Consider the following 24,251-nt stretch of genomic DNA (forward strand, 5'->3'; position numbering starts at 1 on the left):
CACCGATGCTTGACAACAATAAATGGCTGCCGCGCGTGTCACTGCGGCGGGGGTGCCGGGGGTCACGGTGCGCGGCCGGGCGACTTGTCGTCGCCGTCCGGCCCCTCGGCGGTGTCGGTGGGATCGGTGCCCGCGTCGAGCGCGTCCCACAGCACCCGGTCCGACAGCGGCGCGGCGGCGCCGGTCTCCTCGCGCTGCTTGCTCACCTCCGCGCTGGCGTCGGCCCGGCGGAACACGGGGTTGTCGTACTTGCCGGACAGCTGCCCACTGCCGTCGCCGCGGCGGGTCAGCAGCACCCCCGCGATCAGTGCCAGCACCGCGGCCACGATCGACAGCAGCGCGGGCCCGATATGCGCGTCGGCGCCGCTGACGACCGCGCGCACCGGCAGCTCGGCCAGGGTGCCCGCCCGCTCCGCGGTCCGGCCCTCCCCCACGACCAGCGCGAACCCGGGCACCGCCGCCACCGCGGCGACGACCGCGACCACCACGCCGAGCAACTGCCGCAGCGCCCCCTTCACCGCGAACACCGCGGCGATCGAGGCGACCAGGACCAGTGCCAGCGGGGTGAGCGCACCGAACCAGGTGGCGCCGTCGAGCTCGTCGGTGCGCGGTTCGGTGAGCCCGTCGGCGGAGTGCACCGTCACCCAGGTCATCCGCGACGAGGCCCAGAGCCCGGCCGCCGCCAGCGCCAGCAGCGCCACCGGGACGATGGGCTTGGCCGCTTTCGCGGTGTCGGCGGGCGCGTCGGTCACGAGCCGCCGTCCTCGTAGGTCCGCAGGGTCTGCGCGGCCGCGATCGCCTTGAGCACCGCCATCGCCTTGTTGCGGGCCTCGGTGTCCTCGTAAACCGGGTCGGAGTCGGCGACCACGCCCGCGCCGGCCTGTACGTAGGCGGTGCCGTCCTTGAGCAGCGCGGTGCGGATGGCGATGGCGGTGTCGGCGTCCCCGGCGAAGTCGAGGTAGCCGACGACGCCGCCGTAGACGCCGCGCCGGGTCGGTTCGAGTTCCTCGATGAGCTCCATCGCCCGCACCTTCGGCGCGCCGGACAGCGTGCCCGCCGGGAAACAGGCCTGCACCGCGTCGAGCGCGATCTTGCCCTCGGCGAGCCGGCCGGACACCGTCGAGACCAGGTGCATGACGTGGCTGTAGCGCTCGACGTGCCGGTACTGGGTGACCCGCACCGTGCCGGGGCGGCAGACCCGGCCCAGATCGTTGCGGCCCAGATCGACGAGCATCAGGTGCTCGGCGTTCTCCTTGTCGTCGGCCAGCAGATCCTTCTCCAGCAGGATGTCGTCCTCGGCGCTCTGCCCGCGCCACCGGGTGCCCGCGATCGGGTGCGTCGTGGCGACGCCGTCCTTCACGGTGACCAGCGATTCGGGACTGGAGCCGACGATGGAGAACGCGGTGCCGCCGTCGCCGTCGGGGATGTGCATCAGGTACATGTACGGGCTCGGGTTCGACGCCCGCAGCATCCGGTAGACCGCCAGCGGCGAGCCGGTGTAGTCCATCTCGAAGCGCTGCGAGAGCACCACCTGGAACGCCTCGCCCGCCTCGATCTCCTTGATCAGGCGGCGCACGCCCACGCCGAACTCCTCGGTGGTGCGCCTGCGCAGGTACTCCGGCTCGGGCCGGTCGAAGACCGACACGGTCGACGGCGCCGGCGCGGCCAGCGCGGCGGTCATCCGGTCCAGCCGGGCGACGGCGTCGTCGTAGGCGGCGTCGGCGTTCTCGTCGGTGCCGTTCCAGTTCACCGCGTTGGCGATGAGGGTGATCGCGCCCTCGTGGTGGTCGAACGCGGCCAGGTCGGTGGCCAGCATCAGCACCAGTTCGGGCAGTTGCAGATCGTCGGTGGCCAGCTCGGGCAGCCGTTCGATCCGGCGCACGGCGTCGTAGCCGAGGTAGCCGACCAGGCCGCCGGTCAGCGGCGGCAGACCGGGCAGCCGTTCGGTGCGCAGCAGTTCGAGGGTCTCGTGCAGCGCGCGCAGCGGATCACCGCCCGAGGGCGCGTCGGCGGGGACGGTGCCGAGCCAGGCGGCCTCGCCGTCGACGACGGTCAGCGCCGACGGACTGCCCGCGCCGATGAACGACCAGCGCGACCACGAGCGACCGTTCTCGGCGGACTCGAACAGGAAGGTGCCCGGCCGGTCGTCGGCCAGCTTGCGGTAGGCCGAGAGCGGAGTCTCGGAGTCCGCCAGCACCTTTCGGGTCACCGGGACCACCCGGTGCTCGGCGGCGAGCACCCGGAACTGGTCACGGGTCGTGGTGGTTGATGTCGACGCGCCCTGCATTTCCCCATCATCCCAGGCGGGTCGCGACACCTGTGCGCTGACCCGACCCCGGGATGCGACAAGGGGTGATCGGCATCACTACACTCGCGCGCGTTCCATGTCGCATGCGGTATCCCCCCTTTCCGAGAGGAGCAATGTTGTACCCCTCGCACCAGGGCGCTCAGGACGGCCGACTCGCCGCCCCGTCGCAGCAGCACTACGGTCCCGGCCAGCTGTCCGCGGCGAGCGCGCTCACGTCGTTCGTCACCTACGCCAAAGAGATGCAGGATCTGGACGAGAAGACCTATCCGGACGAGTACGCGGCACACCGCGACCGGATCCGGCAGCTCGAGCCGATGCTGCGCGTGCACGGCATCCTCGACGTGATGGAGATCCGCAACCCGGAGATCGCGGCCCTGCTCAAGCGCTAGGCACCGTTCGACGGGTGCGGTCCGTCGGGGGCGGTGCCGGTCGATCGGGACATGGTCCCCGTTCGCGTCAGCGTGCGGGGATCTTCCGTACACCCGGCCCGGTCGATAGGGTCGCATCATGCAGCCAGGCCAGCGCGCTCCGCAGTTCGAGCTCCCCGATCAGTCCGCCCAGCTCCGCACGCTCGACGGCTTGCTCGCCGACGGTCCACTCGTGCTGTTCTTCTACCCGGCGGCCAATACCCCCGTGTGTACGGCCGAGGCCTGCCACTTCCGCGATCTGAGCGCGGAGTTCGCCGCCATCGGCGCCTCCTGCGCCGGCATCAGCACCGACAGCACCGAGGTGCAGGCCGGATTCGCCACCAAGCAGCGACTGGACTACCCGGTGCTCTCCGACGCCGACGGCGCGGTGGCCGCGGCCTTCGGCGTCAAGCGCGGGCTGCTGGGCAAGCTGGCCCCGGTCAAGCGGCACACCTTCGTCATCGACACCGACCGGACCATCCTGAAGGTCGTCACCGGCGAACTCCGCGCCGCCGTGCACGCCGACGAGGCGCTGGCCTTCCTGCGGACCCGCGCCACCGCCGCGGAGTAACCGGCGAAACGCCGGGCGCCGGATCGGCGTCCGGCGTCCCGGCCGCCTCTACGCTGGGGAGATGACAACCGGCGAGGTGCAGTCGAACGGTCAGAAGTCCACGGCGACCGTGTGGCGCAACCGGGCGATCATCACGGTCGCCACGGCCGTCGTCCTGGTGATCGCCTATCTCATCCTGTCGTCGTTCATCCCCCGCTGGTGGGCGCAGCGCCTGGCGAGCGTTGTACACGGCAGCTTCACCCAGGGCATCTGGTGGGGCCTGGTCTACGGCCTGGTGTTCACCCTCGCTCCGCTGCTGCTGGTGCTGCTGGCGGTGCGCGTGTGGAAACGCAAGGGCGGCAAGTTCATCGCGGGCGCCTCGGTGATCATCGCGCTGCTGCTGGCGGTGCCCAACCTGATGACGCTCACGATCGTGCTCGGCGGCAACAACGCGGCGCACGCGGGTCAGCGCATCCTCGACGTCGACGCACCCGCCTTCCGCGGCGCCTGCCTGGTCGGCGCGATCGTGGCGGGGTTGATCTTCCTGCTGGTGCTCGCCCTGATGGGCAAGCGCGGCCTCACCCGGCGCAAGGCCGCCAAAGCCGCCGACACCGCGCCCGCTCCGACCGCGCCGATCCCCGGCGAGCAATAGCTTTTCCCGAATAATCCCAGCAACACGCCACCGCGGCGGACGCCCGGCGCCGCCGCGGTGACCTAAGCTCCGTTCCCATGCCGATCGGGAGCAGCGAGTCGACCTCGGTCCTCGTGCTCGGCGCCGGTCCGGCCGGCCTCGTCCTCGGCAACATCCTGCGCGCGGCCGGGATCGATGTGCTGATCCTGGAACGGCGCGACCGCGCGCACATCGAGCAGCGCGCCCGTGCCGGTTTCCTGGCTCCCGCCGGTGTCGCGGTGCTGGCCGAGCACGGACTCGACACCGGCTTGCGCACCGGCGGCCGCACGCACCACAGCTGCGAGTTCCGCAGCGGCGACGGCCGGATCGAGCTGTCCTACGACGAGCTCGGGCGGGGCGAGGTGCACACCGTCTACCCCCAGCAGCGGCTGGTCACCGATCTGGTCGCCGAGTACCTGCGACGCGGCGGCGAGCTGCGGTGCGCGACCACCGCCGAACGGATCGGGGACGAACCCGGCGAGCGGCCGTGGGTGCTGGCCCGCACCGCGGACGGCGAGAGTCACCGGATCACCGCGCGCTACCTGGTCGGATGCGACGGCGCGCGCGGCGCGGCCCGCCGCGCCGTGCGCGGCCCGCGCTCCACCCGCGACTACGCCATCACCTGGCTCGCGCTACTGGCTCAGGCCCCGCCGACGACCGACACCGTCGCCTACGGCGTCCACCCCGACGGCTTCGCGGGCCAGATGCCACGCAGCCCCGAGGTGACCCGCTACTACTTGCAGTGCGCCGACGAGGACGCCCTGCGCTGGAGCGAGGACCGAGTCTGGAGCGCGCTGTCGACCCGGCTGCGCGCCGACCGGTACGGACCGTTGCGCACGGGCCCGATCCTCGAGCGCGGACTGGTCCGGTTGCGGTCGGAGATCCTCGACCCGATCCAGCAGGGCCGGCTGTTCCTGGCGGGCGACGCGGCCTCCACGATCAGCCCGGCCGCGGCCAAGGGCGCCAACCTGGCCATCCTCACCGCGCGCTCGCTCGCCGCGGCCCTGATCGCCGCGGTCGATCACGGCGACGAGTCCGCCCTGCGGCGGCACTCGGCCGACTGCGTCCCACGCATCCGGCGCGCGCACGAGTTCTCGCACTGGATGATCGGCCTGCTGCATCCGCCCACCGGTCCGCACGCGGGCTTCGATCGCGAGCTCCAGCAGGCCCGGCTGCACAGCCTGGCCACCTCACGACCCCATCAGGACTTCTTCGCGGAGAACTACGTCGGTATCTGAATCCAGGAGGACGCGTGACCCGCTCGCCGGCAGTGCAATCCCGGATCGACCCGCTCGATGACGACCGCGTGGCCGCGGCCGCGCGGTTCGTCGGAACCCATGACACCGACAGCGTGCTCGCCCGGCTGCTGCCCCGGCTCAGCGAGGCCGAACGCGGGGCGATCGCCGATCGCTGCCGGTTCGCGCACGCCGCGGTCATGGTGTTCCCGCCCGACCTCGCCGCCCTCGACGACCTGCTCGCGACGCACGGCCTCACGATCGACTCGAACGAGCCCAGCGTCGTGGTCCGGCAGCGGGTGGCGGCCCGCCACGGCCTCGACCCCCAGCGGGTGCCGGTGCGGATCGTGCGCGCGGCGCTCCCCGCCGCCGACGGCACACCCTGCGCGCTCGAGATCTTCGCGCTGCCCGCCGCGCCCGCCGAGGTGGCCGACCTCGAGCGCGCCGAGGCGCACGAGGCCCACATCGCGCTGGCCACCGGGCCCGTCGACCCCCTGACCCTGGCCGGGCTGCGCGCGCTGCTCACCGGGCCGGGCGGGCTGCGCCCCGACCACGGTGGCTACAACGACCGCGAGGACGCCACCAGCTTCTATTTCCGCAGGCCGGGCGCGCGGACCGACCGGCGGGTGGAGCTGTATGTCGCCGGTGCGCATCCCCGCGAACTCGCCCGGCACACGAGCGAATCCGCCGATCCCGCGACGCGGCTGCTCGGGTTGCTCACCGGTGCCTGGGCGACCCAGGCGCTGGCCGTCACCGCCGGGTCCGGCATCGCCGACCGGCTCGCCGAGACGCCGGGCGGACCGCTCGGCGAGCTCGCCGCCGCGACCGGGACCGACTTCGACGCGCTCACCCGGCTGTTGCGCTACCTGGCCCAGCTCGAGATCGTCGAGCCGCTCGGCGCGGGCTACACGCTCACCGAGACCGGCAGGCTGCTCGCCGCCGGCGCCCAGCCGTCGCTGCATCCGCTGGCGTGTCTCTACGGCGGCGCGTTCTACGAGTCGTTCGGCGAACTCGGCTACGCCGTGCGGACCGGCCGGACGGCCTTCGACCACCACTTCGGCAGGCACCATTTCGAGTATTTCCGGGCCGACCCGGAGCGTGCGAGCCTGTTCGATCGGGCCATGGCGGCGAGCGCGTCGATCTTCGGCCAGGTCGCCGGGCTCGTCGGGACCGCCACCGCGCGCACGGTGGTCGACGTCGGCGGCGGCACCGGCGAATTGCTGGCACGCGTGGTCGCGGCGAACCCACAGCTGCGCGGCATCCTGTTCGAGCGCGAGTCCACCCTGCCGCGCGCGCGGACGACCTTGGCGGCGGCGGGCTGCCTGTCGCGCTGCGAATTGGTGGGCGGGGACTTCTTCACCGCCGAGGTGCCGACCGGCGGTGACATCTATCTGTTGTCGCGGGTCCTGCACGACTGGGACGACGCGGACTGCCGCGCGATCCTGCGCGGGTGCGCCGCGGCGATGTCCGAGCACGCCCGGCTCTACATCGTGGAACGGCTGCTGCCCGAGGACGGGTCCCGGTCCCTCGCGCCCGCCTGGGACCTGCACATGCTGTGCAATGTCGGCGGGCGCGAACGCACCGTCACCCACTATCGCGCGGTACTGAAGTCGGCCGGGCTCGAGCTGATCGGGCACGACGAGCTGCCGCTGGGGTTCGCGCTGCTGCACGCGCGCCACGCCGACTGAGCGGACGCTCCGCGCCGGGTCCGGCCGCACCATCGGTGCGCGCGGGCCCGACAGCGGCTGGGGCGACGGGCTTTTCGCGATACGAGGTCGGCGATGCTGTGAGTGACCTCACGACCGCGGCCAACTCGCGGACGCCACAGCGACGTCGTGGCAAACTCGGTTCGGTGCGTGCCCCAGTACACCCGCCCTGTCGTTCGGCCGCGAGACAGTGCCGGCGATGACCCAGTGGCTCGACCCCGTCGAACAGCGTGCCTGGCAGGCGATCGTGGCGCTCATGGCCCGGATCCCGGGTGCGCTCGATACGCGGCTGCAGCGCGAGGCCGGGCTGACCCATTTCGAGTTCCGGGTGTTGAGCCTGCTCTCCGAGGAAGCGGGCCATCGCCTGCAGCTGAGTGATCTCGCCCACAAAGCAAATGCGTCGCTATCGCGACTGTCGCATGTGGTGTCGAAGCTGGAGCGGCTGGGCTGGGCCCGGCGCGACTCCACCGCGGGCAGGCGCGGGGTGCACGCGGTGCTCACCGACGCCGGATTCGCGAAGGTGCTCGCGGCCACGCCGGGCTACGTCGAGGCCGTGCGCCGGCTGGTGCTCGACGGACTCGACGCCGAGCAGACCGCCCAGCTGGCCGAGCTCGGGGAAACCCTGTCGGCGCGGCTGAACAGTGTCCTGGCCGAGGACGGCGACTAGTCGGCGGCCAGCAGCACGTCGGTGTCGAAGCAGGTGTGCGTGCCGGTGTGACAGGCCGCGCCCTCCTGGTCGACGATCAGCAGGATCGTGTCGCCGTCGCAGTCGAGCCGCACCTCGTGCACGTACTGGGTGTGGCCCGAGGTCTCGCCCTTGACCCAGTACTGCTGACGCGACCGCGAGTAGTAGGTGCCCTTGCGGGTCGCGATGGTCCTGGCCAGCGCCTCGTCGTCCATCCAAGCCATCATCAGCACGTCACCGGTCGACTTCTCCTGGGCGACGGCGGCGACCAGACCCGCGTCGTTGCGCTTGAGGCGTGCGGCGATGGCGGGATCGAGGCTCATGCCTCGTTTATAACAGCCGTACCGGAACGCGCCGACTGCCCGGTCTGCAGCTCGATCGCCACCAGCAGTTCCACCAGGTCGTTGACGCTGCGCACATTGCGGCCGGTCAGCTCCTGGATCCGCCCGAGCCGGTACTTGGCGGTGTTGAGGTGGATGCGCAGCGTGTCGGCGGCTTCGCGCAGGTTCATGTCGGCGGCGGCGAAGGCGCGGATGGTCTCGGCCAGCGAGCCGCCGCGGGCGCGGTCGTCGGCCAGCGCGGCGCCGATGCGCGGGTCGACCAGCTGGCGGGTGGTGTCGTCGGCGCGCAGCAGCAGGTACCGGAACGGCGTCAGCTGCGGGAGCGCGAGCACGCCGCCGTCCTCGGGCAGCAGCGCGAGCGCGGCCTGGGCCTGCCGGTAGGCACGCGGGATCTGGGCGACCTCGGTGACCGCGGTGCTCACCCCGACCGCCAGCGCGATGCCCTCGGCGGCGAGGTCCTCACGCATCGCGCGCAGTCGTTGGCACAGCTGCTCGGCCGAACCGTCGCGCCCGAGCGCGGGAATCGCGACGATCTCGCCGCCGCGCACCACCGACAGCGTGCGCAACCCGTTGACCCCGACCCGCGCGGCGGCCGCGGACACCAATTGCCTTGTCTCCCCGAGCCCATCGGCGGAATCGGCGCGCGCAGAACCATCCAGCACCACGGCGGTCACCACGACCAGCGGGGTGGTGCGGTCCGCGCCGATCCCGTGCGCGGTGGCCACCGACAGATGCGGGCCGCCCGCGGGCAGGGTGCCGTCGAGCAGCGTGTCCATCAGCGCCTGGCTGTCGCGGCCGGACTCGGCGGCCACGTACTGCTGGAACTCCAGGTAGGCGTCGGTGGCCTGGGTGCTGATCAGGTCGGTGTAGCGGGCCAGCGGACCGGCCAGCGAGAGCACGGCCTCGCGGCCTGCCTCGGTGTCGCCGGCGTGGGCGAGCAGCGATTTCCAGATGGCGCGCTGTCCCAGCCGGAACGCGGCGATGTAGTCGACCAGCGGCAGGCCCGAGCGCGCCCGCCGGGCGGCGGCCTGCCGGGCGTAGGTGACATCGGCCGGGGTGACCCGCTTGCGTTCGAGCAGCGCGCCGAGCCCGGTGCGGCTCAGCCGGGCCAGCTGGTCGTGCACGTCGGCGAGGAAGCCGGGGTCGGCGGTGCCGTAGCCGGGCAGCTCGGTGCGCAGCTTGGCCATCACGTCGTCGGCGATGTCGTCGGCGTGGTCGTAGGCGCATCCGACGATCCGCGCGCGCTCGGCGTGCACCGGATCCGAGTTCGACGCGGTGAGCAGATGTGATCCAGCCGACATGTCCGGGGAGTTTGCATGTCCGATTTACCGGTGTCAACCGCCGGGCGCCCTGTCCGCAGCGGACGAGAGCGTGCGCCGAAATTGGTCCGCAACGTCCGATGTGGCTCGTGACCTGCGAACTTACTGTTCGTCGCATGCTCGAGATAACCAACCTGACGGTGCGCTTCGGCGGCATCACCGCGCTGCGGGAGGTCGGGTTCGCGGTCGCTCCCGGGGAGATGGTCGGCCTGATCGGACCGAACGGCGCGGGCAAGACCACTCTGTTCAACTGTCTGACCCGGCGCCACCGGCCGACGTCGGGCACCCTGCGCTACCGCGAGACCGACCTGTCCACGGTCCGGCCGGACGCGCTGGCCGGACTCGGGATCGCCCGGACCTTCCAGAACCTGGGCCTGTTCCCCAGGCTCTCGGTCCGCGACAACGTCCTGGTCGGCGCACATCATCGCGCCCGCGCCGGTTTCGTCTCCGCGGGCTTACAGCTGCCGAAGGTCCGCCGCGAGGAACGGGCGCTGCGCGCCGAAGCCGACGAGCTGCTCGACCGCCTCGAGCTGACCGCGGTGGCCGACCATCCGGCGGCGGGCCTGCCGTTCGGCACCCTCAAGCGCATCGAACTGGCCAGGGCGCTCGCGGTCCGGCCCCGGCTGTTGCTGCTGGACGAGCCGGTCAACGGTCTGAGCCACGGCGAGGTCGACGAGTTCGCCGAGCGCTTGCGCGCCCTGCAAGCCGATCTCGGCCTGACCGTCGTCGTGGTCGAACACCACATGGGGTTCGTCATGGGCACCTGCGATCGGGTGGTGTGCCTGGAGTTCGGTCAGGTCATCGCCGAGGGCGAACCCGAAGCGGTGCAACGGGATCCGGCCGTCATCCGCGCCTATCTAGGCGTGGCGGCATGAGCGGTCAGCGGCCGGAGGCGGCAGCGGAGCCTGACCACGGAGGCCGCCCGAGCATCCCGAAGGGGTCCGGCACGAGCGAGTTCCTTTCTGTCACCGACCTGCACGCCGGTTACGGTGCGGCGAAAGTCCTGCACGGCGTGAGCTTCTCGGTGCCGCAGGGCGCGGTGTGCGCGATCCTCGGGCCCAACGGCGCGGGCAAGACGACGCTGCTGCGGGCCCTGTGCGGGATGGTCAAGGTGCGCGGCACCCTGCGCCTGGACGGCACCGAGGTGACCGGGCGCGCCCCGGAGGCGATGGCCCGGCTCGGCGTCGCCCACGTGCCCGAGGGCCGCGGCACCTTCACGCCGCTGACGGTCGAGGAGAACCTGCGTCTGGGCGCCTACACCCGCCGCGATCGCGCGGGCACCGAGGCCGACCTGCGCCGCATCTACGACTACTTCCCGATCCTGCGCGACAAGCGGCGCGAGCCGGCGGGCGGGCTGTCGGGCGGCCAGCAGCAGATGCTCGCCATCGGCCGGGCGCTGATGCTGCGGCCCCGGGTGCTGCTGCTCGACGAGCCCTCGCTGGGCCTGTCCCCGCTGGTGACCCAGGAGCTGTTCGGGATCGTGCACACCATCAACGAAGAGGAACGCACCACCGTGATCGTCGTCGAGCAGAACGCTCATCTGGCCCTCGGCATCGCCCATCGGGCCCATGTGCTCGAGTCCGGGCGCATCGTGTTGTCCGGCACGGCCGCCGAGATCAGGGCCGATGACCAGGTCACCCGCTCCTACCTCGGAATCCGGGTGCGGCCGTGACCGACTTCGTCCAGCAGCTCGTCGAGGGACTCTCGGCGGGCGCGATCTACGCCGGTCTCGCCCTGGCACTCGTGCTCATCTACCGGTTCACCGGAATCGTCAACTTCGCCCAGGGCGAGCTGGCCATGTTCTCGGCGTTCCTGGCCTGGCAACTGAGCCAGACCATGCCCTTCTGGGCGGCGCTGCCGCTGACCCTGGCCATCTCCTTCGTCGCGGGCATGCTCATCGAACGGGTGGTCATCCGTCCGGTCGAGGGCGCGCCCGAGATCACCCTGGTGATCGTCACGGTCGGCCTGTTCTTCACCGTGCACGCGGTGGCGGGCTGGATCTGGTCCTACCAGGTGAAGTCGTTCCCGAATCCGTTCCCGGACGGTGCGCTGCGCACCGCCGGTGTCAGCGTCGGGTACGGCAGCCTCGGCATTCTCGCCGTCGTCGCGGTGGTGATGGGACTGCTGTACCTGCTGTTCCGCTTCACCGGGATCGGCCTGGCCATGCGCGCGGTGGCCTGTCATCCGCAGTCTGCCCGGCTGGTCGGCATCCGGGTCGGCACCGTGCTCGCGCTCGGCTGGGGGCTGGCGGCGCTGGTCGGCGCGGTCTCCGGGGTGCTGTCGGCGCCGCTGCTGTTCCTCGAACCCAACATGATGGGCGGCGTTCTCATCTACGCCTTCGCGGCGGCCACGCTGGGCGGCTTCGACTCCCCCGGCGGCGCGGTGGCGGGCGGCCTGATCGTCGGCGTCGCCGAGACCCTCACCGGCGCCTATGTCGACGCGATCGGCACCGAACTCAAGATCGGTGTGCCACTGGTGATCATCCTGGGCGTGCTCCTGCTGCGCCCGCAAGGTCTGTTCGGACACGCGGCGGTGGAACGGGTATGAGCGAGCTGAAGACTGTATCGAAGCCGACGACTTCTGTTGCGCCACCGGCGACTTCGGTCGTGAGTCGCCTCCGTTGGCCACTGATCGCCACCGCGGCCGTCGTTCTACTGGCCTGCGCGGCGCCCTTCCAGCTGGTGCCATTCCACACCTTCCAGCTGGCCATGGCCATGGTCTACGCGGTCACCCTGCTCGGGTTGAACCTGCTGGTCGGTCACACCGGCCAGATCTCGCTGGGGCACGGCGCGTTCTTCGCGGTCGGCGCCTACACCGCCGCGGTGGCGATGCAGCGCTGGGACCTGCCGTATTTCGCGACCGTCCCGCTCGCGGCGGCGGTGACCTTCGTCCTCGGTTTCGCGCTCGGCATCCCGGCGCTGCGGCTGCGCGGACTGTATCTGGCGCTGGTCACCCTCGCGATCGCGATCTTCCTGGTCCCGCTGCTCAAGCGGTTCGACGGCCTGACCGGCGGTTCGATGGGTCTGACCGTGGACAAGCCGGTGCCGCCCACGTGGACCGGGCTGGCCGAGGACCAGTGGCTGTACTTCCTGGCGCTGGCGACCACCGTGATCGCCTTCGTGCTGGTCGCCGGGATGCTGCGCTCACGGGTCGGCCGCGCGCTGCACGCGGTGCGCGACAACGAGATCGCCGCCGAGGTGCTCGGGGTGAACCTGGCCCACTACAAGACCCTCGCCTTCGCCTGGAGCGCCCTGCTCGCCGGAGTCGCGGGCGCGGTCTACACGTGGGTCATCGCCTTCGTCTCCCCCGACTCGTTCGCGCTGACCCTGTCGGTGACGCTGCTGGCCGGCCTGGTCGTCGGCGGACTCGGCACCACCTGGGGCCCGGTGCTCGGCGGGTTGTTCGTGATGTTCGTGCCCAGCTTCGCCCAGGACGTCAATCAGGCGGCGCCCGGCGTCATCTTCGGACTGCTGATCATCGCGGTCATGTACCTCGCGCCCACGGGCCTGGCCGGACTCACCGGCCGGCTGGCGCAACGGCTCGGACATCTGGTTCGGAAAGGGAGAACACATGCGCACTAAGGCGATCCACGCCCTCGGGGTGGCGGCGGCGCTGCTCGCGACGCTCACCGCGTGCGGCGGCCGCGGCGAGGAGACCGGCTCCACCGCCGTCGGCGACTGCCGGGGCCAGCAGACCGTCGGCATCACCGACACCACCCTCAAGCTGGGCGGGGTGTACCCGCTGTCGGGCCCGGCCTCGGCCTACAGCGAGGTGCCCAAGGGCATCAAGGCCTACTTCGACTACGTCAACGCCGAGCAGGGCGGGATCGCCGGACGCAAGGTCGAGTACCTGGTGCGCGACGACGGCTACCAGCCGCCCAAGACGGTCGAGGAGACCCGCAGGCTGGTCGAGCAGGATCAGGTGTTCGCGGTCTTCCAGACCCTGGGCACCGCGACCTCGTCGGCGGTGTGGGACTACCTCGGTCAGCGCAAGGTACCGCAGGTCTTCGTGGCCACCGGCGCGACCAAGTTCGGCGCCGACGCCGAGCACCCGTGGACGATCGGCTGGCAGCCCAGCTACCGCACCGAGGGATTGGCCTACGCCCAGTACGTCAAGACCCAGCGCCCGACCGCGACCGTGGCCGTGCTCTACCAGAACGACGACTTCGGCAAGGATTTGCTCGCCGCGTTCACCGAGGGCGTCGCGGGCAGCGGCGTGAAGGTGGTCGCCCAGCAGAGCTTCGAGGTCACCGACCCCACCGTCGACCCGCAGGTCCGCAACCTGGCGAACTCGAAAGCCGATGTGCTGCTGAACTTCTCGACGCCGAAGTTCGCCTCGCAGGCACTGGCCGCCGACGTGCGCAACACCGACTGGAATCCGCTGCACGTGCTCACCCAGGTGTCGAACACCATGGCCACCCTGCGGCCGGTCGGCTTGGAGAACGTGCAGGGCGCGGTCAGCGCCGCCTTCCTCAAGGACCCGGCCGACCCGCGCTGGACCCAGGACGCGGGCATGCAGACCTACAAGACCAAGCTGGCCCAGTACGCGCCCGGCGCCGACCCGGAGAACCAGCACGCGATGGCCGGTTGGGCGATGGCCGAGAGCTTCCGCAAGACGTTCGAGTCGGCGACGTGCCCGACCCGCGAGGGCCTGCGCGAGGCGATGCGCTCCCTCGACAACGTCGGCGTGGACCTGCTGCTGCCCGGCATCAGCATGAAAACCGGTGCGAGCGACGGCTATCCGCTCGAAGCCGTCGGCATCCAGACCTTCGCGGGCACCCACTGGTCGCTCACCGACGGCCTGATCGACACCGGAAAGTAGCCCCCCAACGTTCCGCGGTTCGCCGCGAAACCCCCGAAGTACACCCCCGATCGATGAGGATCACCGATGAAGATGTCCACCACCCTCGCGACCGCCGCCCTGACGGCGCTGGCCCTGTGCGTCGGCACGGGCACCGGCCACGCCGACCCGGCGTCGCAGACCGATGTGCACTACGAGGTCAGCAGGCAGGGCGACGCCGCCGTCGTCACCACCACCGACGGCAAGCTACAGATCGTCGGCGATCAGCTGGTGCTCACCACCGGCGCCGACGTGCCGGTCGCCGCGCTGCCGCTGTCCTACCGGATGGACGACAAGCTGTTCCCGATCGCCGCCACCATCGACGGCGGCAAGGCCACCCTGACCCCCTCGCGCGAGGGCGCCACGCCGGTGGCCGCGGCGACCGAGCTGGTCAGCACGGACGCCGCGGTCAAGCAGGTGGCCGAGTCGTTCACCCCGCGTGACCAGGCGGCCCTCGGCGCGTTCAGTCAGCGGGTCGGCATCGGTGGCGCGGTGGCCGCGATCGTCGGCGCGGTGATCGGCGGCGGGGTCGGCTGCCTGGTGGGTGGCGCGGCCGGGGCGACCATCGCCAGCCCGGTGATCGTGCTGCTGGTGCCGTGGGTCGGCGCGACCGTCGCCGGGTGTGTGCTCGGGGCGGCCACCCTCGGCGCGGTCGGCACCATGGTCGGGCTGATCACGGTCGGCGGCCCGCTGGCGCTGTTCTCGGCCTACCAGTACTTCTCGACGATCACCGCGCCGTGCCCGCCCGAGCTCGGCGCGTACTGCAAGGATCCCGCGGTGCCCGCCCCCGCGAAGTAGTCCGTCCCACCGCTTCGCCGGTCCGCCCGATCCACGCTCGGGCGGGCCGGCTCGTGGCCGTTCGCAGGCCGGTTAGGAATCCCGTATGCACAGGACAGTTCTCGATGCCGAGCACGCCGCGTTCCGGGCGTCGATGCGCGCGTTCATCGACGCCGAGGTCGTGCCCAGCTTCGGCAAGTGGTACGACGACGGCCAGGTCCCGCGCGAGTTCTATTACCGGCTGGGCGAACTCGGCGTCTTCGGGCTGGAGGCGCCGGTCCGGTTCGGCGGGGCCGGGCGTACCTCGTTCGGCTTCCGCACCGTGCTGGCGGAGGAGATCGCCAGGGCGGCGGTCTCGTTCGGCGGGGCGAGCGTCCATGTCACCCGGTGTCTGCCGCTGGTGACCGCGCTGGCCACACCGGCGCAGCAGGCGCGGTGGTTGCCGGGCATCGTCACCGGCGACACCATGTTCGCGCTGGCGGTGGCCGAACCGGGCACCGGCTCCGAGCCCGCGGGCATGCGCACCACCGCGCCGCTGTCGGTCGACGGGTCCACCTACGTGGTGAACGGCTCGAAGACCTACGTCGCCGGTGGTGTGCACGCCGACCGGGTGATCGTCTGCGCGCGCACCGCGGCGCCCCGCCCCGACGACCCCGCGCACGGTCTGTCGCTGCTGGTCGTCGACACCGCCGCGACCGGGTTCCGGGTGGGGCGCAGGCTCGACACGCTGGGCCGCAAGCTCAGCGGCACCGCCGAACTCACCTTCACCGATGTGCGGGTGCCCGCGGCCGACGTGCTCGGCGCGCCGCACCAGGCCGTCGCCCATCTCGCCGGGCAACTGCCCAGGGAGCGTCTCGGCATCGCCGTCGGCGCCTACGCCCAGGCCAAGGCCGCGGTCCGCTTCGCGCGCAAGCACACCGCCGAGCGCATCGCCTTCACCCAGCCCCTGTCGGCCTTCCAGAACACGAAATTCGAGCTGGCCGCCTGCCAGACCGAGGTCGACGCCGTCGAGGCGGTCGTCGATCGCGCGCTGGCGGCGCACGATCGCGGCGAGCTCGGCGACGCGCACGCCGCGTCGGCGAAACTGTTCGCCACCGAGACCGCGGGCCGGGTGATCGACCGGTGCCTCCAATTGCACGGCGGCGCGGGCTATCTCACCGATTCCCCGATCGCCCGGCTCTACGCCGACCACCGCATCGATCGCCTGCAGGGCGGCACCAGCGACGTCCTGCGCACGATCATCGCCACCGGCATGGGCCTGTAGCCGGCCGCTGTCCGGGGCGATTCGGCCACCGCCGCGGTTGGTCAGCGCGCCCGGTTGAGCTCGCCGAGCAGTCGCCAGGTGCGCTGCTGGTCCTCGGGCGTGGTCAGGTCGGTCTGCGAGAACACCACCTCGGTCGCGCCCGCCGCGAAATAGTCGGCCACCCGCGCGGCGACGATCTCCTCGTCGCCGTACACCACCAGCTCGGCGGCCCGCCGCGCGCCGGACAGCTCGATTACCCGGCGATACGACGGAATGCTGTCGTAGAAGGCGGTTTTCGCCTCGGCGGCGGCACGGGCGGCGGCCGCATCCGCAGTGACCACGCCGGGGACCAGGACGACCACGCGCGGCCGCGGCCTGCCCGCGCTCGCCGCCGCGGCCGTCAGCGGCGCGACGATGTGCTCGGCCAGCGCCTCGGGCCCGACCAGGAACGGCAGGGTGCCGTCGGCCAGTTCGCCGGTGGCCGACAGCGCCCGCGGTCCCATCGCCGCGACCAGCACCGGCACGGTGGGGGTGGCGCCCGCGACGGCGGCGGGCATCGGCGTGGCCGCGGTCAGGGTCTCGCCCCGGAAGTCGACCGCGCCGGTGTCGAGGATCGAGCGCAGCGCGGTGAGGAATTCGCGCAGCCGCGTCGCCGGACGATCGAACGGGCCGCCGAACGCGCGCTCGGACAGCGCGCGGGCGCCCAGACCCAGGCCGAGGGTGAACCGTCCGCCGGTGGCCGCCTGCGCGGTCTGCGCCTGACTCGCCACCAGCAGCGGATGCCTGCCCGGCACCGGCACCACCGAGGTGCCGACCTCGATCCCCGGGACCTCGCGGCCGATCACCGCCGCCACCAGCAGCGAGTCGTGCGAGAAGGTCTGGCCGAGCCACACCGAACTCAGTCCGGCCGCGGCGGCGCTGCGCCCCAGGTCGACGGCCGCGTCGACGGCATTGGCGGAATGGTCGAGGGCGAACGGGGACAACGCGATTCCGATGCTCATCCGAGGATCAACCCGCGCGGCAACGGATTTCATCGCATTCAGCGCACGCCGATTTCCACTGCACCCGAGCGCGCGGTCACGTCCTCGCCGCACGCGGTTCGGACCGGGCGCCCCGCGCGCGGCCGCGACCTCGGCGAACCGCGATCCCGACCGGTCACCCGCGCGCGGACACGATCTCAGCGGACGGTGATCCCGTCCGCGCGCATGGCGTCCTTGACCTGGCCGATGGTGAGATCGCCGAAGTGGAACACGCTCGCGGCCAGTACCGCGTCGGCCCCCGCGTGCACGGCGGGCGGGAAGTGCGCGACCGCGCCCGCGCCGCCGCTGGCGATGACCGGCACCCGCACCGCGGCCCGGACCGCGGCGATCATCGGCAGGTCGAAGCCGGCCTTGGTGCCGTCGGCGTCCATCGAGTTCAGCAGGATCTCGCCGACGCCCAGTTCGGCGCCGCGGATGGCCCATTCGACCGCATCGATGCCGGTGCCGCGCTTGCCGCCGTGGGTGGTGACCTCCCAGCCGGAGGGGGTGTCGGGCTGACCGTCGGGCACGGTGCGCGCGTCGACGGAGAGCACGATGCACTGCGAACCGAACCGCTGCGACATCTCCGAGAGCACCTCGGGGCGGGCGATGGCGGCGGTGTTCACCGACACCTTGTCCGCGCCGGCGCGCAGCAGCCGGTCGACGTCGGCGACGGTGCGCACGCCGCCGCCGACGGTGAGCGGGATGAAGATCTGCTCGGCGGTGCGGGTCACCACGTCGAGCATGGTGCCGCGATCACCGGTGGAGGCGGTGACGTCGAGGAAGGTGAGCTCGTCGGCGCCCTGGGCGTCGTAGGTGGCGGCCAGTTCCACCGGGTCGCCCGCGTCGCGCAGGTTCTGGAAGTTGACGCCCTTGACCACCCGGCCCGCGTCGACATCCAGGCACGGGATCACCCGGACGGCCAGCGTGCTCGGCGCCGCGGTGTCCGGCCGTTCGTCGGTGCGCGGTGTCATGGTGTTCAGCCTCGTTCCTCTTCGCTGACCGTGCAAATCATTTCCAGGAGTTCCTCGTGGACGCCGGGGGCGGCGGCCAGCACCGAGCCCGAGGTGATCGTCCACGGCGCGCCCGCCAGATCGGTGACCACGCCGCCCGCGGAACGCACCAGCGCGACACCGGCCGCGTTGTCCCACGGATGGTGCCCGAACACGACCGCGCCGCCGAGCGCGCCGGAGGCGGTGAACGCCAGGTCGATGCCGGTGGCGCCGTGCATGCGGACCCGCGAGGAGAGCCTGCTCAGCGCACCGAGCAGGTCGAACCGGAACTGACCGGGGATACGCCCGGCCGAGTCCACGTTGAACGCGCCGAAACCGATCATCGCCTCGGCCAGCTTGCCGGGTTGCAGCGGCGGCAGCGCGACGCCGTCGAGGTACACCGGGCCGCCCTGGATCGCCGCGTACCGGCGGCCGAGCAGCGGCAGCCAGGTCAGGCCGATCACCGGTTCGCCCTCGTGGACGAGCGCCAGCAGGGTGCCCGACATGGGGTGGCCGGAGGAATAGTTGAAGGTGCCATCGATCGGGTCGAGCACCCAGGCCGTGCCGGAGGTGAGCGCCGGGCCGCCGAATTCCTCGCCGTGCACCGCGATCCCGGTGCGCTGCTGGAGGTCGGCGGAGATGGTGCGCTCCAGCTCGAGATCGAGTTCGGTGGCGAAGTCGTTGCGGCCCTTGGTGACCGCGCTCGGCGCACCGATGCCCTCGACGAAACGCGGGACGACCCCATCCAGTACCTGGGTGGCGATGGCCAGCAGGTCGGTCAGTTCGGCGGTGCTCGGTGCGGCGGTCATCGTCGGTGTCAGCGCACCGCGGCCAGGGCCTCGGGCAGGGTGAACCGGCCCGCGTACAGCGCCTTGCCGATGATCGCGCCCTCCACGCCCTCCTCGGCCAGGCCCGCGATGGCGACCAGGTCGTCGAGCACCGAGATGCCGCCGGAGGCGACGACCGGGGCCTCGGCGGCGTTGGCGACCTCGCTCAGCAGTTCCAGGTTGGGGCCGGTCAGCGTGCCGTCCTTGGAGACGTCGGTCACGACATAGCGCGCGCAGCCGTCGCGTTCGAGGCGTTCGAGCGCCTCCCACAGGTCGCCGCCGTCGGTGACCCAGCCGCGACCGCGCAGCCGCCATTCCCCGTCGATCTGCTTGACGTCGAGCCCGACCGCGATCCGGTCGCCGTACTCGCCCAGTACCCGCGCGCACCACTGCGGGTTCTCGATCGCGGCGGTGCCGATATTGACCCGCGCGCACCCGGTGGCCAGCGCCGCTTCCAGGGAGGCGTCGTCGCGGATGCCGCCGGACAGCTCGACCTTGACATCGAGTTCCCCGACGACCTGGGCGATCAGGTCCCGGTTGCTCCCCTTGCCGAAGGCGGCGTCCAGATCCACCAGATGCACCCACTCGGCGCCTGCCTGCTGCCACGCCAGTGCCGCGTCCCGGGGCGACCCGTAGCTGGTTTCGCTACCGGCCTCTCCCTGCACGAGGCGCACGGCCTCCCCATTGGCGACATCGACGGCGGGCAACAGCACAAGACTCACGGGATCAGACTAGTAGGTCCGGACTGTCGATCTCCGCACCGGTCCACGCCCCTGAGGCCCGTGTCACGTCGCGGGTTCAGCCGCAACGGCGCCGGAGTTCGGGGACGCCACCGCCGGTGAGCTCGTCGAGGACGGCGGCGCGGCCGACCACGGCCAGGGCGATGGCCTCGCCGGGGCCGCGTACCTCGGGTCCGTCGCCCCAGGCCCAGTCCACGTCGGTGGCGATGAAACGCAGGCCCTTGGTCCGCTTGCCCGGGAACGCGAACGGGTCCGGGTAGGACAGCACCGCGATCAGCCGATCGGGGGCGATGACGCGCGGTCGGCGCAGTGGCCGCCGGATGTCTTGCTGATGCACCAGCAGGTCCGAGAGCATGAGCCGCGGCGAGAACCGCGACAGCCGACCCGACTCGTGCTCGAACATGTGCACCAGCTGCGCGGTCGGCAGTTCGGCGAACGACGCGGCGAGCGCGTTGTTGATCCGATCGACCGAGCCGCGATTGCGCGCCGCGGCGGCCGCGTAGTCGAGGGGACCGAGCGTGTCGGTGAGCAGATGGCCGACCACGTCGCGCACCCGCCACCCCGCGCACAGCGACGGTGTCTCCCACTCCCGCTCGGTCAGTCCACGTAGGAGTTCGATCAGCTCGGCCCGTTCCGCGGCCAGCATCCCCCGATAGCTCATGCCCATCACTGTAGGTCGCCCTCCGGCGTCGCAGCCCCCGATTCCGGTGCACGACAGCGAAATACATTCCGACGGGTCTGTCTCCCGACGGCCCCGCAATCGACGGGCACACCGGGGCGCGGCCCGTGGTCACCCGCCCGGCGCGACGCCTGGACAATGGGACGATGGCCGCCGGTCGGCCGCATCGTGATCGCGCGCCGCCGACCGGCGCCACCGAGGAGAGGACGCCCGAACACCGTGGGCAAACAGAATCGGCGACGCCGCACCGGACGCCGGGCCGGGCCGACCACCGGACCGGTGCTCGACGCCGAAACACTGGCCGACCCGGCGCGGCTCGCCGAGGCGATCGCCACGGCCGCCGGGGCGGCGGCCCAGGGCGACGCCGCCGGGGTGCGGCGGTTCGTCGCGCAGCTGGCCGGCACGGGTCCGGTGCGCCCGGAGGTGGCGGCGGGTGTCGAGTCGGCGGGTCGCCGCATCATCGCCCACGCCTTCGACTTCGGCTGGCTGCCGGGGGACGTGCACCAGGCCGCGCGCCGTCGCCTCGACGAATTCGCGGTCGGCTATCTGACCGATCTGATGGCCGATCACCGCGCCCGGTTCGCCGACGACACCGTGGACGAGATCTGGCAGGCCCAACTCGACGAACTCGGCGCCACCGTCTGGTGGACCCCACCGCACCTGACCGCCTGGGCCGACCGCGCGCTGCTCACCGGCGCCGAAGCGGTGACCACAGTCGTCGCAGCGCTCGGGCTCCTGCTGCGACTGCCGAAACTCGAGCCGATCCGGCCGCTGCCCGGCACCGCGCGCCGGCACCGGACCGCGCAGCACGACGTGGACGCCAAGGCGCTCGGCCGGGTTCGCGGCCTGCTCGCCAAGGCCGAGTCCACCGCCTTCCCCGAGGAGGCCGAAACCCTCTCGGCCAAGGCCCAGGAACTGATGACCAAGTACGCGATCGACCGTGTGCTGCTGGAGACTCCCACCGTCGACAGCGACCTCCCCGGCGCGCGTCGCCTCTGGCTCGACACCCCTTACACCGAGGCCAAGGCCCTGCTCATCGACCTGGTGGCCCGGGCCAACCGGTGCCGGGCGATCTTCGTCGCCGACTGGGACTTCGTCACCGTCGTCGGCGAGGACCCCGACCTCGACGCCGTGGAACTGCTGTCGACCTCCCTGCTCGTGCAGGCCACCCGGGCCATGATCGACACCCCGTCGGCCGCGGCCGACTCCCGTTCGCGCGCCTATCGCAAGGCCTTCCTCACCGCCTACGCCACCCGCATCGGCGACCGCCTCACCACCGCCGCGGCCACCACCGTCGCCGCGTCCCCCGACCCCACCACCTTGCTTCCGCTGCTGGCCTCCCACGACCTGCGCGTCGAACAAGCCTTCACCACCTATTTCCCCACCACCCGCGCCCGCGGCATCACCATCCGCAGCGCCGAGGGCTGGGACGCGGGCACCGAGGCCGCCGACCGCGCCCGGCTGGGCGACCACCGACCCTGATCGACCGGGGCGGTATCAGGGTTTCGCCTCCGTCGAACGGGTGACGACAGCGCGCCCACCACCTCGTGAAGATGATCGGTATGGTCACTCCGAAATCGATCGTCTGCGGTGTCCTGATCGCGCTGGCGACCGTCCTCGGCGGCTGCGTCGCCGCCGAGCGGCCGAACCACTCGGCCGCCACGGTCGCCGAGCTGGTGGCGCAGGCCGATGCCGTGCCGACACCCAGGATCGACTGGGCGCCGTGCGCGGAGGAACCGCTGCGGGGCAGCGAGTGCGCCCGGGTGGCGGTGCCGCTGGACTACGCCGATCGCACGGGACAGCACCTGGAACTCGCGGTGGTGCGCCAGCCCGCGCGCGACCCGGCGCACCGCATCGGCACCCTGTTCACCGCGGCGGGCGGACCCGGCGGCTCGGGCCTGGCGTGGGCGGCGAAAGGTGAGCTGTTCCCCGGCGAGCTGAGCAGGCGATTCGATGTCGTCACCTTCGACCAGCGCGGGGTGGGACGCAGTTCCGCGGTGCGCTGCTTCCCGGATTCCGGTGCGCAGCGAGAGTTCTGGCGCACCCTGGCCCTGCCGCCGGTCGACGCCTTGCAGCAGAGCGCCACCGAGGACGCGAGCCGGCGACTCGCGCAAGGGTGCCTGCGCCACGACGGCGCGCTGATCGCTCACCTGACCACCGTGGACGCCGCCCGCGACCTCGATCTTCTCCGCCGCGCGGTCGGCGACCAGCGCCTGACCTACCAGGGCGGTTCCTACGCCGGCTACCTGGGCACTGTCTACGGCGCCCTGTTCGCCGACCGTGTTCGCGCCCTGCAACTCTCCTCGATCCTCGACCCCGTCTCCTACACCACCGACACCCGCGCCGGCATCGAGGCGACCGCGCTCGGCACCGAGGAGGTGCTCGGCGAATTCCTGCGCCTGTGCGCGGCGGCCGGGCCGCAACGCTGCGCCTTCGCCACGGGCGCGTCGTCGGCGGCCGAGCTGCGCGCCCGCGACACCGCCCTGCTCGACCGGGCGAAGACGACGGGCCTGCACGTCGGTCAGGGACCGACGACCGTGTCGGTGACCTACAGCGAGGTCGTCGGAGCCCACGCCATGCTGCTGTACGACGCGGCCCAGGGCTGGCCCGCGCTGGCAGCACTGCTGGCCGAGTTCGAGCGCGGCCCCGCCGGGAATCCCGCTGTGGTGCACCAGGTCCTGAGCGCGATCGGATCGACGGGCGACTTCCTGGATTCCTTCGTCGCCATCTCCTGCGCCGACAATTCCCTTCCCCGGCAACCGCAGCGCTGGCCCGAATTCGCCGCCGAATCCGCCGACAGCGCGCCGGTCTACGGCCCGTTCTGGCTCTACCTCCGGCAGCCGTGCGCCACCTGGCCCGCCCCCGCCGACGGCTACCCCCAGCGCTACACCGGCCCGTGGACCCAACGAGCCGCCGTTCCCCCGCTGCTGTTCAACAACCGTTTCGACCCGGCCACCCCGCTCACCGCCGCCCAGCACGCCGCCGAAGCCATGGGCGAGGCGCGGTTGGTCGTGGTGACCGACGGCTACGGCCACGAACCGGCCGGCGACTGCGTCACCGACCTCACCCGGCGCTATCTCATCGAGCTGCGACTCCCGGAACCGGGCACCACCTGCACGGCCGGCCTGGTGCCGTTCACCGGATGACGCGGTCGCCGAGACCCCCGGCCGCCCGGACTCCGTGCGGCGAAGGCGATTTCTAGCCCACGCGCTCGATCGACACCAGCAATCTACTTGACAGTCTCTGTCACTTAGCTAGATACTGTCGACAGACGGAACAGTCAGGCGAGCACGGAGGTGTGGGGTGTCCTTGCGGGAGAGGCAGCGGCGGCAGGTGCGGGCCGAGATCCAGCACGCGGCGTTCGCGTTGTTCGCGCGGTCCGGATTCGACGAGGTGACCACCGAGCAGATCGCGGCGGCGGCGGGGATCTCGCCGAGTACCTATTTCCGGCACGTGCGCAGCAAGGAGGATCTGCTGCTCGACCCGGTGCGGGAGGGAGGCGCCGGGATCGCCGCCCTGCTCGAGGGCCGCCCCGAGGCGGAACCGGCGGATACCGCACTGGCCCGAGCGATCCTGGACCGCTCGACCGCGTTGGGCACCGAGGAGCTGGAGCAGTGGCGCGCCGCCTTCGCCACCGCGCCGCATCTGCTCGACCGCGTCGCGCTGATCCCGCCGGATCATCGGGCGCGACTGGTCGAGCTGGCCGCGCAGCGGATGGACACCGACCCGATCACCGACAGCCGCCCCGGGCTGCTGGTGCACCTGATGCTCGCGGCCGCCGAGTTCGGCTATCTCCAGTGGTTGCGTAGCGCGCACAACCCCTCGGCCTCGCTACCGGTCTGTGTCGAAGCGGCGGTGGCCGCGGTGCTCGACGACCGCTGGCGAACCCCGCGCTGACCCCCGCCGTATCGGAC

General features: G+C 72.0%; 25 protein-coding genes. 16 read left to right on the forward strand and 9 right to left on the reverse strand.

What is annotated here, in order from left to right:
* Positions 1-62: 62 nt before the first annotated feature.
* Both ACIO52_RS30815 and ACIO52_RS30820 read right to left on the reverse strand, forming a co-directional pair.
* Positions 63-752 carry a TIGR02234 family membrane protein gene (locus ACIO52_RS30815; RefSeq protein WP_218716863.1) on the reverse strand — a complete coding sequence of 230 codons (690 nt, stop codon included), beginning with the start codon at positions 750-752 and terminating at the stop codon, positions 63-65.
* Positions 749-2,287, reverse strand: coding sequence for an anthranilate synthase component I (locus ACIO52_RS30820; RefSeq protein WP_218716864.1), 1,539 nt, complete (start codon positions 2,285-2,287; stop codon positions 749-751). Before ACIO52_RS30820 ends, ACIO52_RS30815 begins: the two co-directional genes overlap by 4 nt.
* Positions 2,288-2,421: 134 nt before the next feature.
* On the opposite strand from ACIO52_RS30820, the gene ACIO52_RS30825 reads away from it, so the two are divergent.
* From ACIO52_RS30825 to ACIO52_RS30850, 6 genes are all read left to right on the forward strand, one after another.
* Positions 2,422-2,697 (forward strand): hypothetical protein, encoded by a 276-nt coding sequence (locus tag ACIO52_RS30825; RefSeq protein WP_218716865.1) that lies wholly within the window; start codon positions 2,422-2,424, stop codon positions 2,695-2,697.
* A 118-nt stretch (positions 2,698-2,815) separates the two neighbouring features.
* Complete coding sequence (locus tag ACIO52_RS30830; RefSeq protein WP_218716866.1) at positions 2,816-3,286, forward strand: peroxiredoxin; 471 nt, start codon at positions 2,816-2,818, stop codon at positions 3,284-3,286.
* Between the two features lie 61 nt (positions 3,287-3,347).
* A complete protein-coding gene (locus ACIO52_RS30835) occupies positions 3,348-3,917 on the forward strand; it encodes a permease (RefSeq protein WP_218716867.1) in 570 nt (189 codons plus the stop codon).
* A 77-nt stretch (positions 3,918-3,994) separates the two neighbouring features.
* Positions 3,995-5,173, forward strand: coding sequence for a 4-hydroxybenzoate 3-monooxygenase (locus tag ACIO52_RS30840; protein WP_402648806.1), 1,179 nt, complete (start codon positions 3,995-3,997; stop codon positions 5,171-5,173).
* 14 nt (positions 5,174-5,187) lie between these two features.
* Positions 5,188-6,858 (forward strand): methyltransferase, encoded by a 1,671-nt coding sequence (locus ACIO52_RS30845; protein WP_218716868.1) that lies wholly within the window; start codon positions 5,188-5,190, stop codon positions 6,856-6,858.
* A gap of 217 nt (positions 6,859-7,075) precedes the next feature.
* A complete protein-coding gene (locus ACIO52_RS30850; protein ID WP_218716869.1) occupies positions 7,076-7,543 on the forward strand; it encodes a MarR family winged helix-turn-helix transcriptional regulator in 468 nt (155 codons plus the stop codon).
* Here ACIO52_RS30850 and hisI read toward each other — a convergent pair.
* Together hisI and ACIO52_RS30860 are read right to left on the reverse strand one after the other, a co-directional pair.
* Positions 7,540-7,884, reverse strand: a complete 345-nt coding sequence (gene hisI, locus ACIO52_RS30855) for a phosphoribosyl-AMP cyclohydrolase (protein ID WP_218716870.1) — start codon at positions 7,882-7,884, stop codon at positions 7,540-7,542. The genes ACIO52_RS30850 and hisI overlap by 4 nt on opposite strands.
* Positions 7,881-9,203, reverse strand: coding sequence for a CdaR family transcriptional regulator (locus ACIO52_RS30860; RefSeq protein ID WP_218716871.1), 1,323 nt, complete (start codon positions 9,201-9,203; stop codon positions 7,881-7,883). The genes hisI and ACIO52_RS30860 overlap by 4 nt, the downstream gene beginning before the upstream one ends.
* A gap of 134 nt (positions 9,204-9,337) precedes the next feature.
* Between ACIO52_RS30860 and ACIO52_RS30865 the strand changes: the two genes are divergently transcribed.
* The 7 genes from ACIO52_RS30865 to ACIO52_RS30895 all read left to right on the forward strand — a co-directional run bounded on the left by ACIO52_RS30865 (position 9,338) and on the right by ACIO52_RS30895 (position 16,101).
* On the forward strand, positions 9,338-10,096 hold the full coding sequence (locus tag ACIO52_RS30865) for an ABC transporter ATP-binding protein (RefSeq protein WP_402648811.1): 759 nt from the start codon (positions 9,338-9,340) through the stop codon (positions 10,094-10,096).
* Positions 10,093-10,893 carry an ABC transporter ATP-binding protein gene (locus ACIO52_RS30870; protein ID WP_402648814.1) on the forward strand — a complete coding sequence of 267 codons (801 nt, stop codon included), beginning with the start codon at positions 10,093-10,095 and terminating at the stop codon, positions 10,891-10,893. Before ACIO52_RS30865 ends, ACIO52_RS30870 begins: the two co-directional genes overlap by 4 nt.
* Complete coding sequence (locus tag ACIO52_RS30875; RefSeq protein ID WP_218716873.1) at positions 10,890-11,768, forward strand: branched-chain amino acid ABC transporter permease; 879 nt, start codon at positions 10,890-10,892, stop codon at positions 11,766-11,768. Before ACIO52_RS30870 ends, ACIO52_RS30875 begins: the two co-directional genes overlap by 4 nt.
* A 59-nt stretch (positions 11,769-11,827) precedes the next feature.
* Positions 11,828-12,802, forward strand: coding sequence for a branched-chain amino acid ABC transporter permease (locus ACIO52_RS30880; protein ID WP_308248382.1), 975 nt, complete (start codon positions 11,828-11,830; stop codon positions 12,800-12,802).
* The gene (locus ACIO52_RS30885) at positions 12,792-14,042 is read left to right on the forward strand and encodes an ABC transporter substrate-binding protein (protein WP_218716874.1); all 1,251 of its coding nucleotides are present in this window, start codon (positions 12,792-12,794) and stop codon (positions 14,040-14,042) included. The genes ACIO52_RS30880 and ACIO52_RS30885 overlap by 11 nt, the downstream gene beginning before the upstream one ends.
* A 66-nt stretch (positions 14,043-14,108) precedes the next feature.
* Positions 14,109-14,858, forward strand: coding sequence for a hypothetical protein (locus ACIO52_RS30890; RefSeq protein ID WP_402648819.1), 750 nt, complete (start codon positions 14,109-14,111; stop codon positions 14,856-14,858).
* 85 nt (positions 14,859-14,943) lie between these two features.
* A complete protein-coding gene (locus ACIO52_RS30895) occupies positions 14,944-16,101 on the forward strand; it encodes an acyl-CoA dehydrogenase family protein (RefSeq protein ID WP_218716876.1) in 1,158 nt (385 codons plus the stop codon).
* Between the two features lie 41 nt (positions 16,102-16,142).
* Here ACIO52_RS30895 and ACIO52_RS30900 read toward each other — a convergent pair whose 3' ends face one another.
* The 5 genes from ACIO52_RS30900 to ACIO52_RS30920 form a co-directional block, all read right to left on the reverse strand.
* Positions 16,143-17,081, reverse strand: coding sequence for a TIGR03564 family F420-dependent LLM class oxidoreductase (locus ACIO52_RS30900; RefSeq protein WP_402648823.1), 939 nt, complete (start codon positions 17,079-17,081; stop codon positions 16,143-16,145).
* A 176-nt stretch (positions 17,082-17,257) separates the two neighbouring features.
* Complete coding sequence (hisF, locus tag ACIO52_RS30905; protein WP_218716878.1) at positions 17,258-18,073, reverse strand: imidazole glycerol phosphate synthase subunit HisF; 816 nt, start codon at positions 18,071-18,073, stop codon at positions 17,258-17,260.
* A 5-nt stretch (positions 18,074-18,078) separates the two neighbouring features.
* Positions 18,079-18,900, reverse strand: coding sequence for an inositol monophosphatase (locus ACIO52_RS30910; protein ID WP_316574062.1), 822 nt, complete (start codon positions 18,898-18,900; stop codon positions 18,079-18,081).
* 8 nt (positions 18,901-18,908) lie between these two features.
* Positions 18,909-19,640, reverse strand: coding sequence for a bifunctional 1-(5-phosphoribosyl)-5-((5-phosphoribosylamino)methylideneamino)imidazole-4-carboxamide isomerase/phosphoribosylanthranilate isomerase PriA (gene priA, locus ACIO52_RS30915; protein WP_218716880.1), 732 nt, complete (start codon positions 19,638-19,640; stop codon positions 18,909-18,911).
* A 76-nt stretch (positions 19,641-19,716) separates the two neighbouring features.
* Positions 19,717-20,319, reverse strand: a complete 603-nt coding sequence (locus ACIO52_RS30920; protein ID WP_255587157.1) for a maleylpyruvate isomerase family mycothiol-dependent enzyme — start codon at positions 20,317-20,319, stop codon at positions 19,717-19,719.
* Between the two features lie 237 nt (positions 20,320-20,556).
* Here ACIO52_RS30920 and ACIO52_RS30925 point away from each other — a divergent pair, with 237 nt between their 5' ends.
* From ACIO52_RS30925 to ACIO52_RS30935, 3 genes are all read left to right on the forward strand, one after another.
* A complete protein-coding gene (locus ACIO52_RS30925; RefSeq protein ID WP_402648828.1) occupies positions 20,557-21,819 on the forward strand; it encodes a DUF2786 domain-containing protein in 1,263 nt (420 codons plus the stop codon).
* An 80-nt stretch (positions 21,820-21,899) separates the two neighbouring features.
* Positions 21,900-23,483 carry an alpha/beta hydrolase gene (locus ACIO52_RS30930; protein ID WP_402648831.1) on the forward strand — a complete coding sequence of 528 codons (1,584 nt, stop codon included), beginning with the start codon at positions 21,900-21,902 and terminating at the stop codon, positions 23,481-23,483.
* Positions 23,484-23,640: 157 nt separating this feature from the next.
* The gene (locus ACIO52_RS30935) at positions 23,641-24,234 is read left to right on the forward strand and encodes a helix-turn-helix domain-containing protein (RefSeq protein WP_316574059.1); all 594 of its coding nucleotides are present in this window, start codon (positions 23,641-23,643) and stop codon (positions 24,232-24,234) included.
* The last annotated feature ends 17 nt before the right edge of the window (positions 24,235-24,251 follow it).

It is taken from the genome of Nocardia sp. NPDC087230 (assembly GCF_044744725.1).
GTDB classification, from domain to species: domain Bacteria; phylum Actinomycetota; class Actinomycetes; order Mycobacteriales; family Mycobacteriaceae; genus Nocardia; species Nocardia canadensis.

What these genes read in the sequence shown, in the direction of transcription:
- ACIO52_RS30820 (WP_218716864.1), bottom strand. Translation starts at nt 2,287, where the DNA reads ATGCAGGGCGCGTCGACATCAACCACCACGACCCGTGACCAGTTCCGG.
- ACIO52_RS30825 (WP_218716865.1), top strand. Translation starts at nt 2,422, where the DNA reads ATGTTGTACCCCTCGCACCAGGGCGCTCAGGACGGCCGACTCGCCGCC.
- ACIO52_RS30830 (WP_218716866.1), top strand. Translation starts at nt 2,816, where the DNA reads ATGCAGCCAGGCCAGCGCGCTCCGCAGTTCGAGCTCCCCGATCAGTCC.
- ACIO52_RS30835 (WP_218716867.1), top strand. Translation starts at nt 3,348, where the DNA reads ATGACAACCGGCGAGGTGCAGTCGAACGGTCAGAAGTCCACGGCGACC.
- ACIO52_RS30840 (WP_402648806.1), top strand. Translation starts at nt 3,995, where the DNA reads ATGCCGATCGGGAGCAGCGAGTCGACCTCGGTCCTCGTGCTCGGCGCC.
- ACIO52_RS30850 (WP_218716869.1), top strand. Translation starts at nt 7,076, where the DNA reads ATGACCCAGTGGCTCGACCCCGTCGAACAGCGTGCCTGGCAGGCGATC.
- hisI (WP_218716870.1), bottom strand. Translation starts at nt 7,884, where the DNA reads ATGAGCCTCGATCCCGCCATCGCCGCACGCCTCAAGCGCAACGACGCG.
- ACIO52_RS30860 (WP_218716871.1), bottom strand. Translation starts at nt 9,203, where the DNA reads ATGTCGGCTGGATCACATCTGCTCACCGCGTCGAACTCGGATCCGGTG.
- ACIO52_RS30865 (WP_402648811.1), top strand. Translation starts at nt 9,338, where the DNA reads ATGCTCGAGATAACCAACCTGACGGTGCGCTTCGGCGGCATCACCGCG.
- ACIO52_RS30870 (WP_402648814.1), top strand. Translation starts at nt 10,093, where the DNA reads ATGAGCGGTCAGCGGCCGGAGGCGGCAGCGGAGCCTGACCACGGAGGC.
- ACIO52_RS30885 (WP_218716874.1), top strand. Translation starts at nt 12,792, where the DNA reads ATGCGCACTAAGGCGATCCACGCCCTCGGGGTGGCGGCGGCGCTGCTC.
- ACIO52_RS30890 (WP_402648819.1), top strand. Translation starts at nt 14,109, where the DNA reads ATGAAGATGTCCACCACCCTCGCGACCGCCGCCCTGACGGCGCTGGCC.
- ACIO52_RS30895 (WP_218716876.1), top strand. Translation starts at nt 14,944, where the DNA reads ATGCACAGGACAGTTCTCGATGCCGAGCACGCCGCGTTCCGGGCGTCG.
- ACIO52_RS30900 (WP_402648823.1), bottom strand. Translation starts at nt 17,081, where the DNA reads ATGAGCATCGGAATCGCGTTGTCCCCGTTCGCCCTCGACCATTCCGCC.
- hisF (WP_218716878.1), bottom strand. Translation starts at nt 18,073, where the DNA reads ATGACACCGCGCACCGACGAACGGCCGGACACCGCGGCGCCGAGCACG.
- ACIO52_RS30910 (WP_316574062.1), bottom strand. Translation starts at nt 18,900, where the DNA reads ATGACCGCCGCACCGAGCACCGCCGAACTGACCGACCTGCTGGCCATC.
- ACIO52_RS30920 (WP_255587157.1), bottom strand. Translation starts at nt 20,319, where the DNA reads ATGAGCTATCGGGGGATGCTGGCCGCGGAACGGGCCGAGCTGATCGAA.
- ACIO52_RS30930 (WP_402648831.1), top strand. Translation starts at nt 21,900, where the DNA reads ATGGTCACTCCGAAATCGATCGTCTGCGGTGTCCTGATCGCGCTGGCG.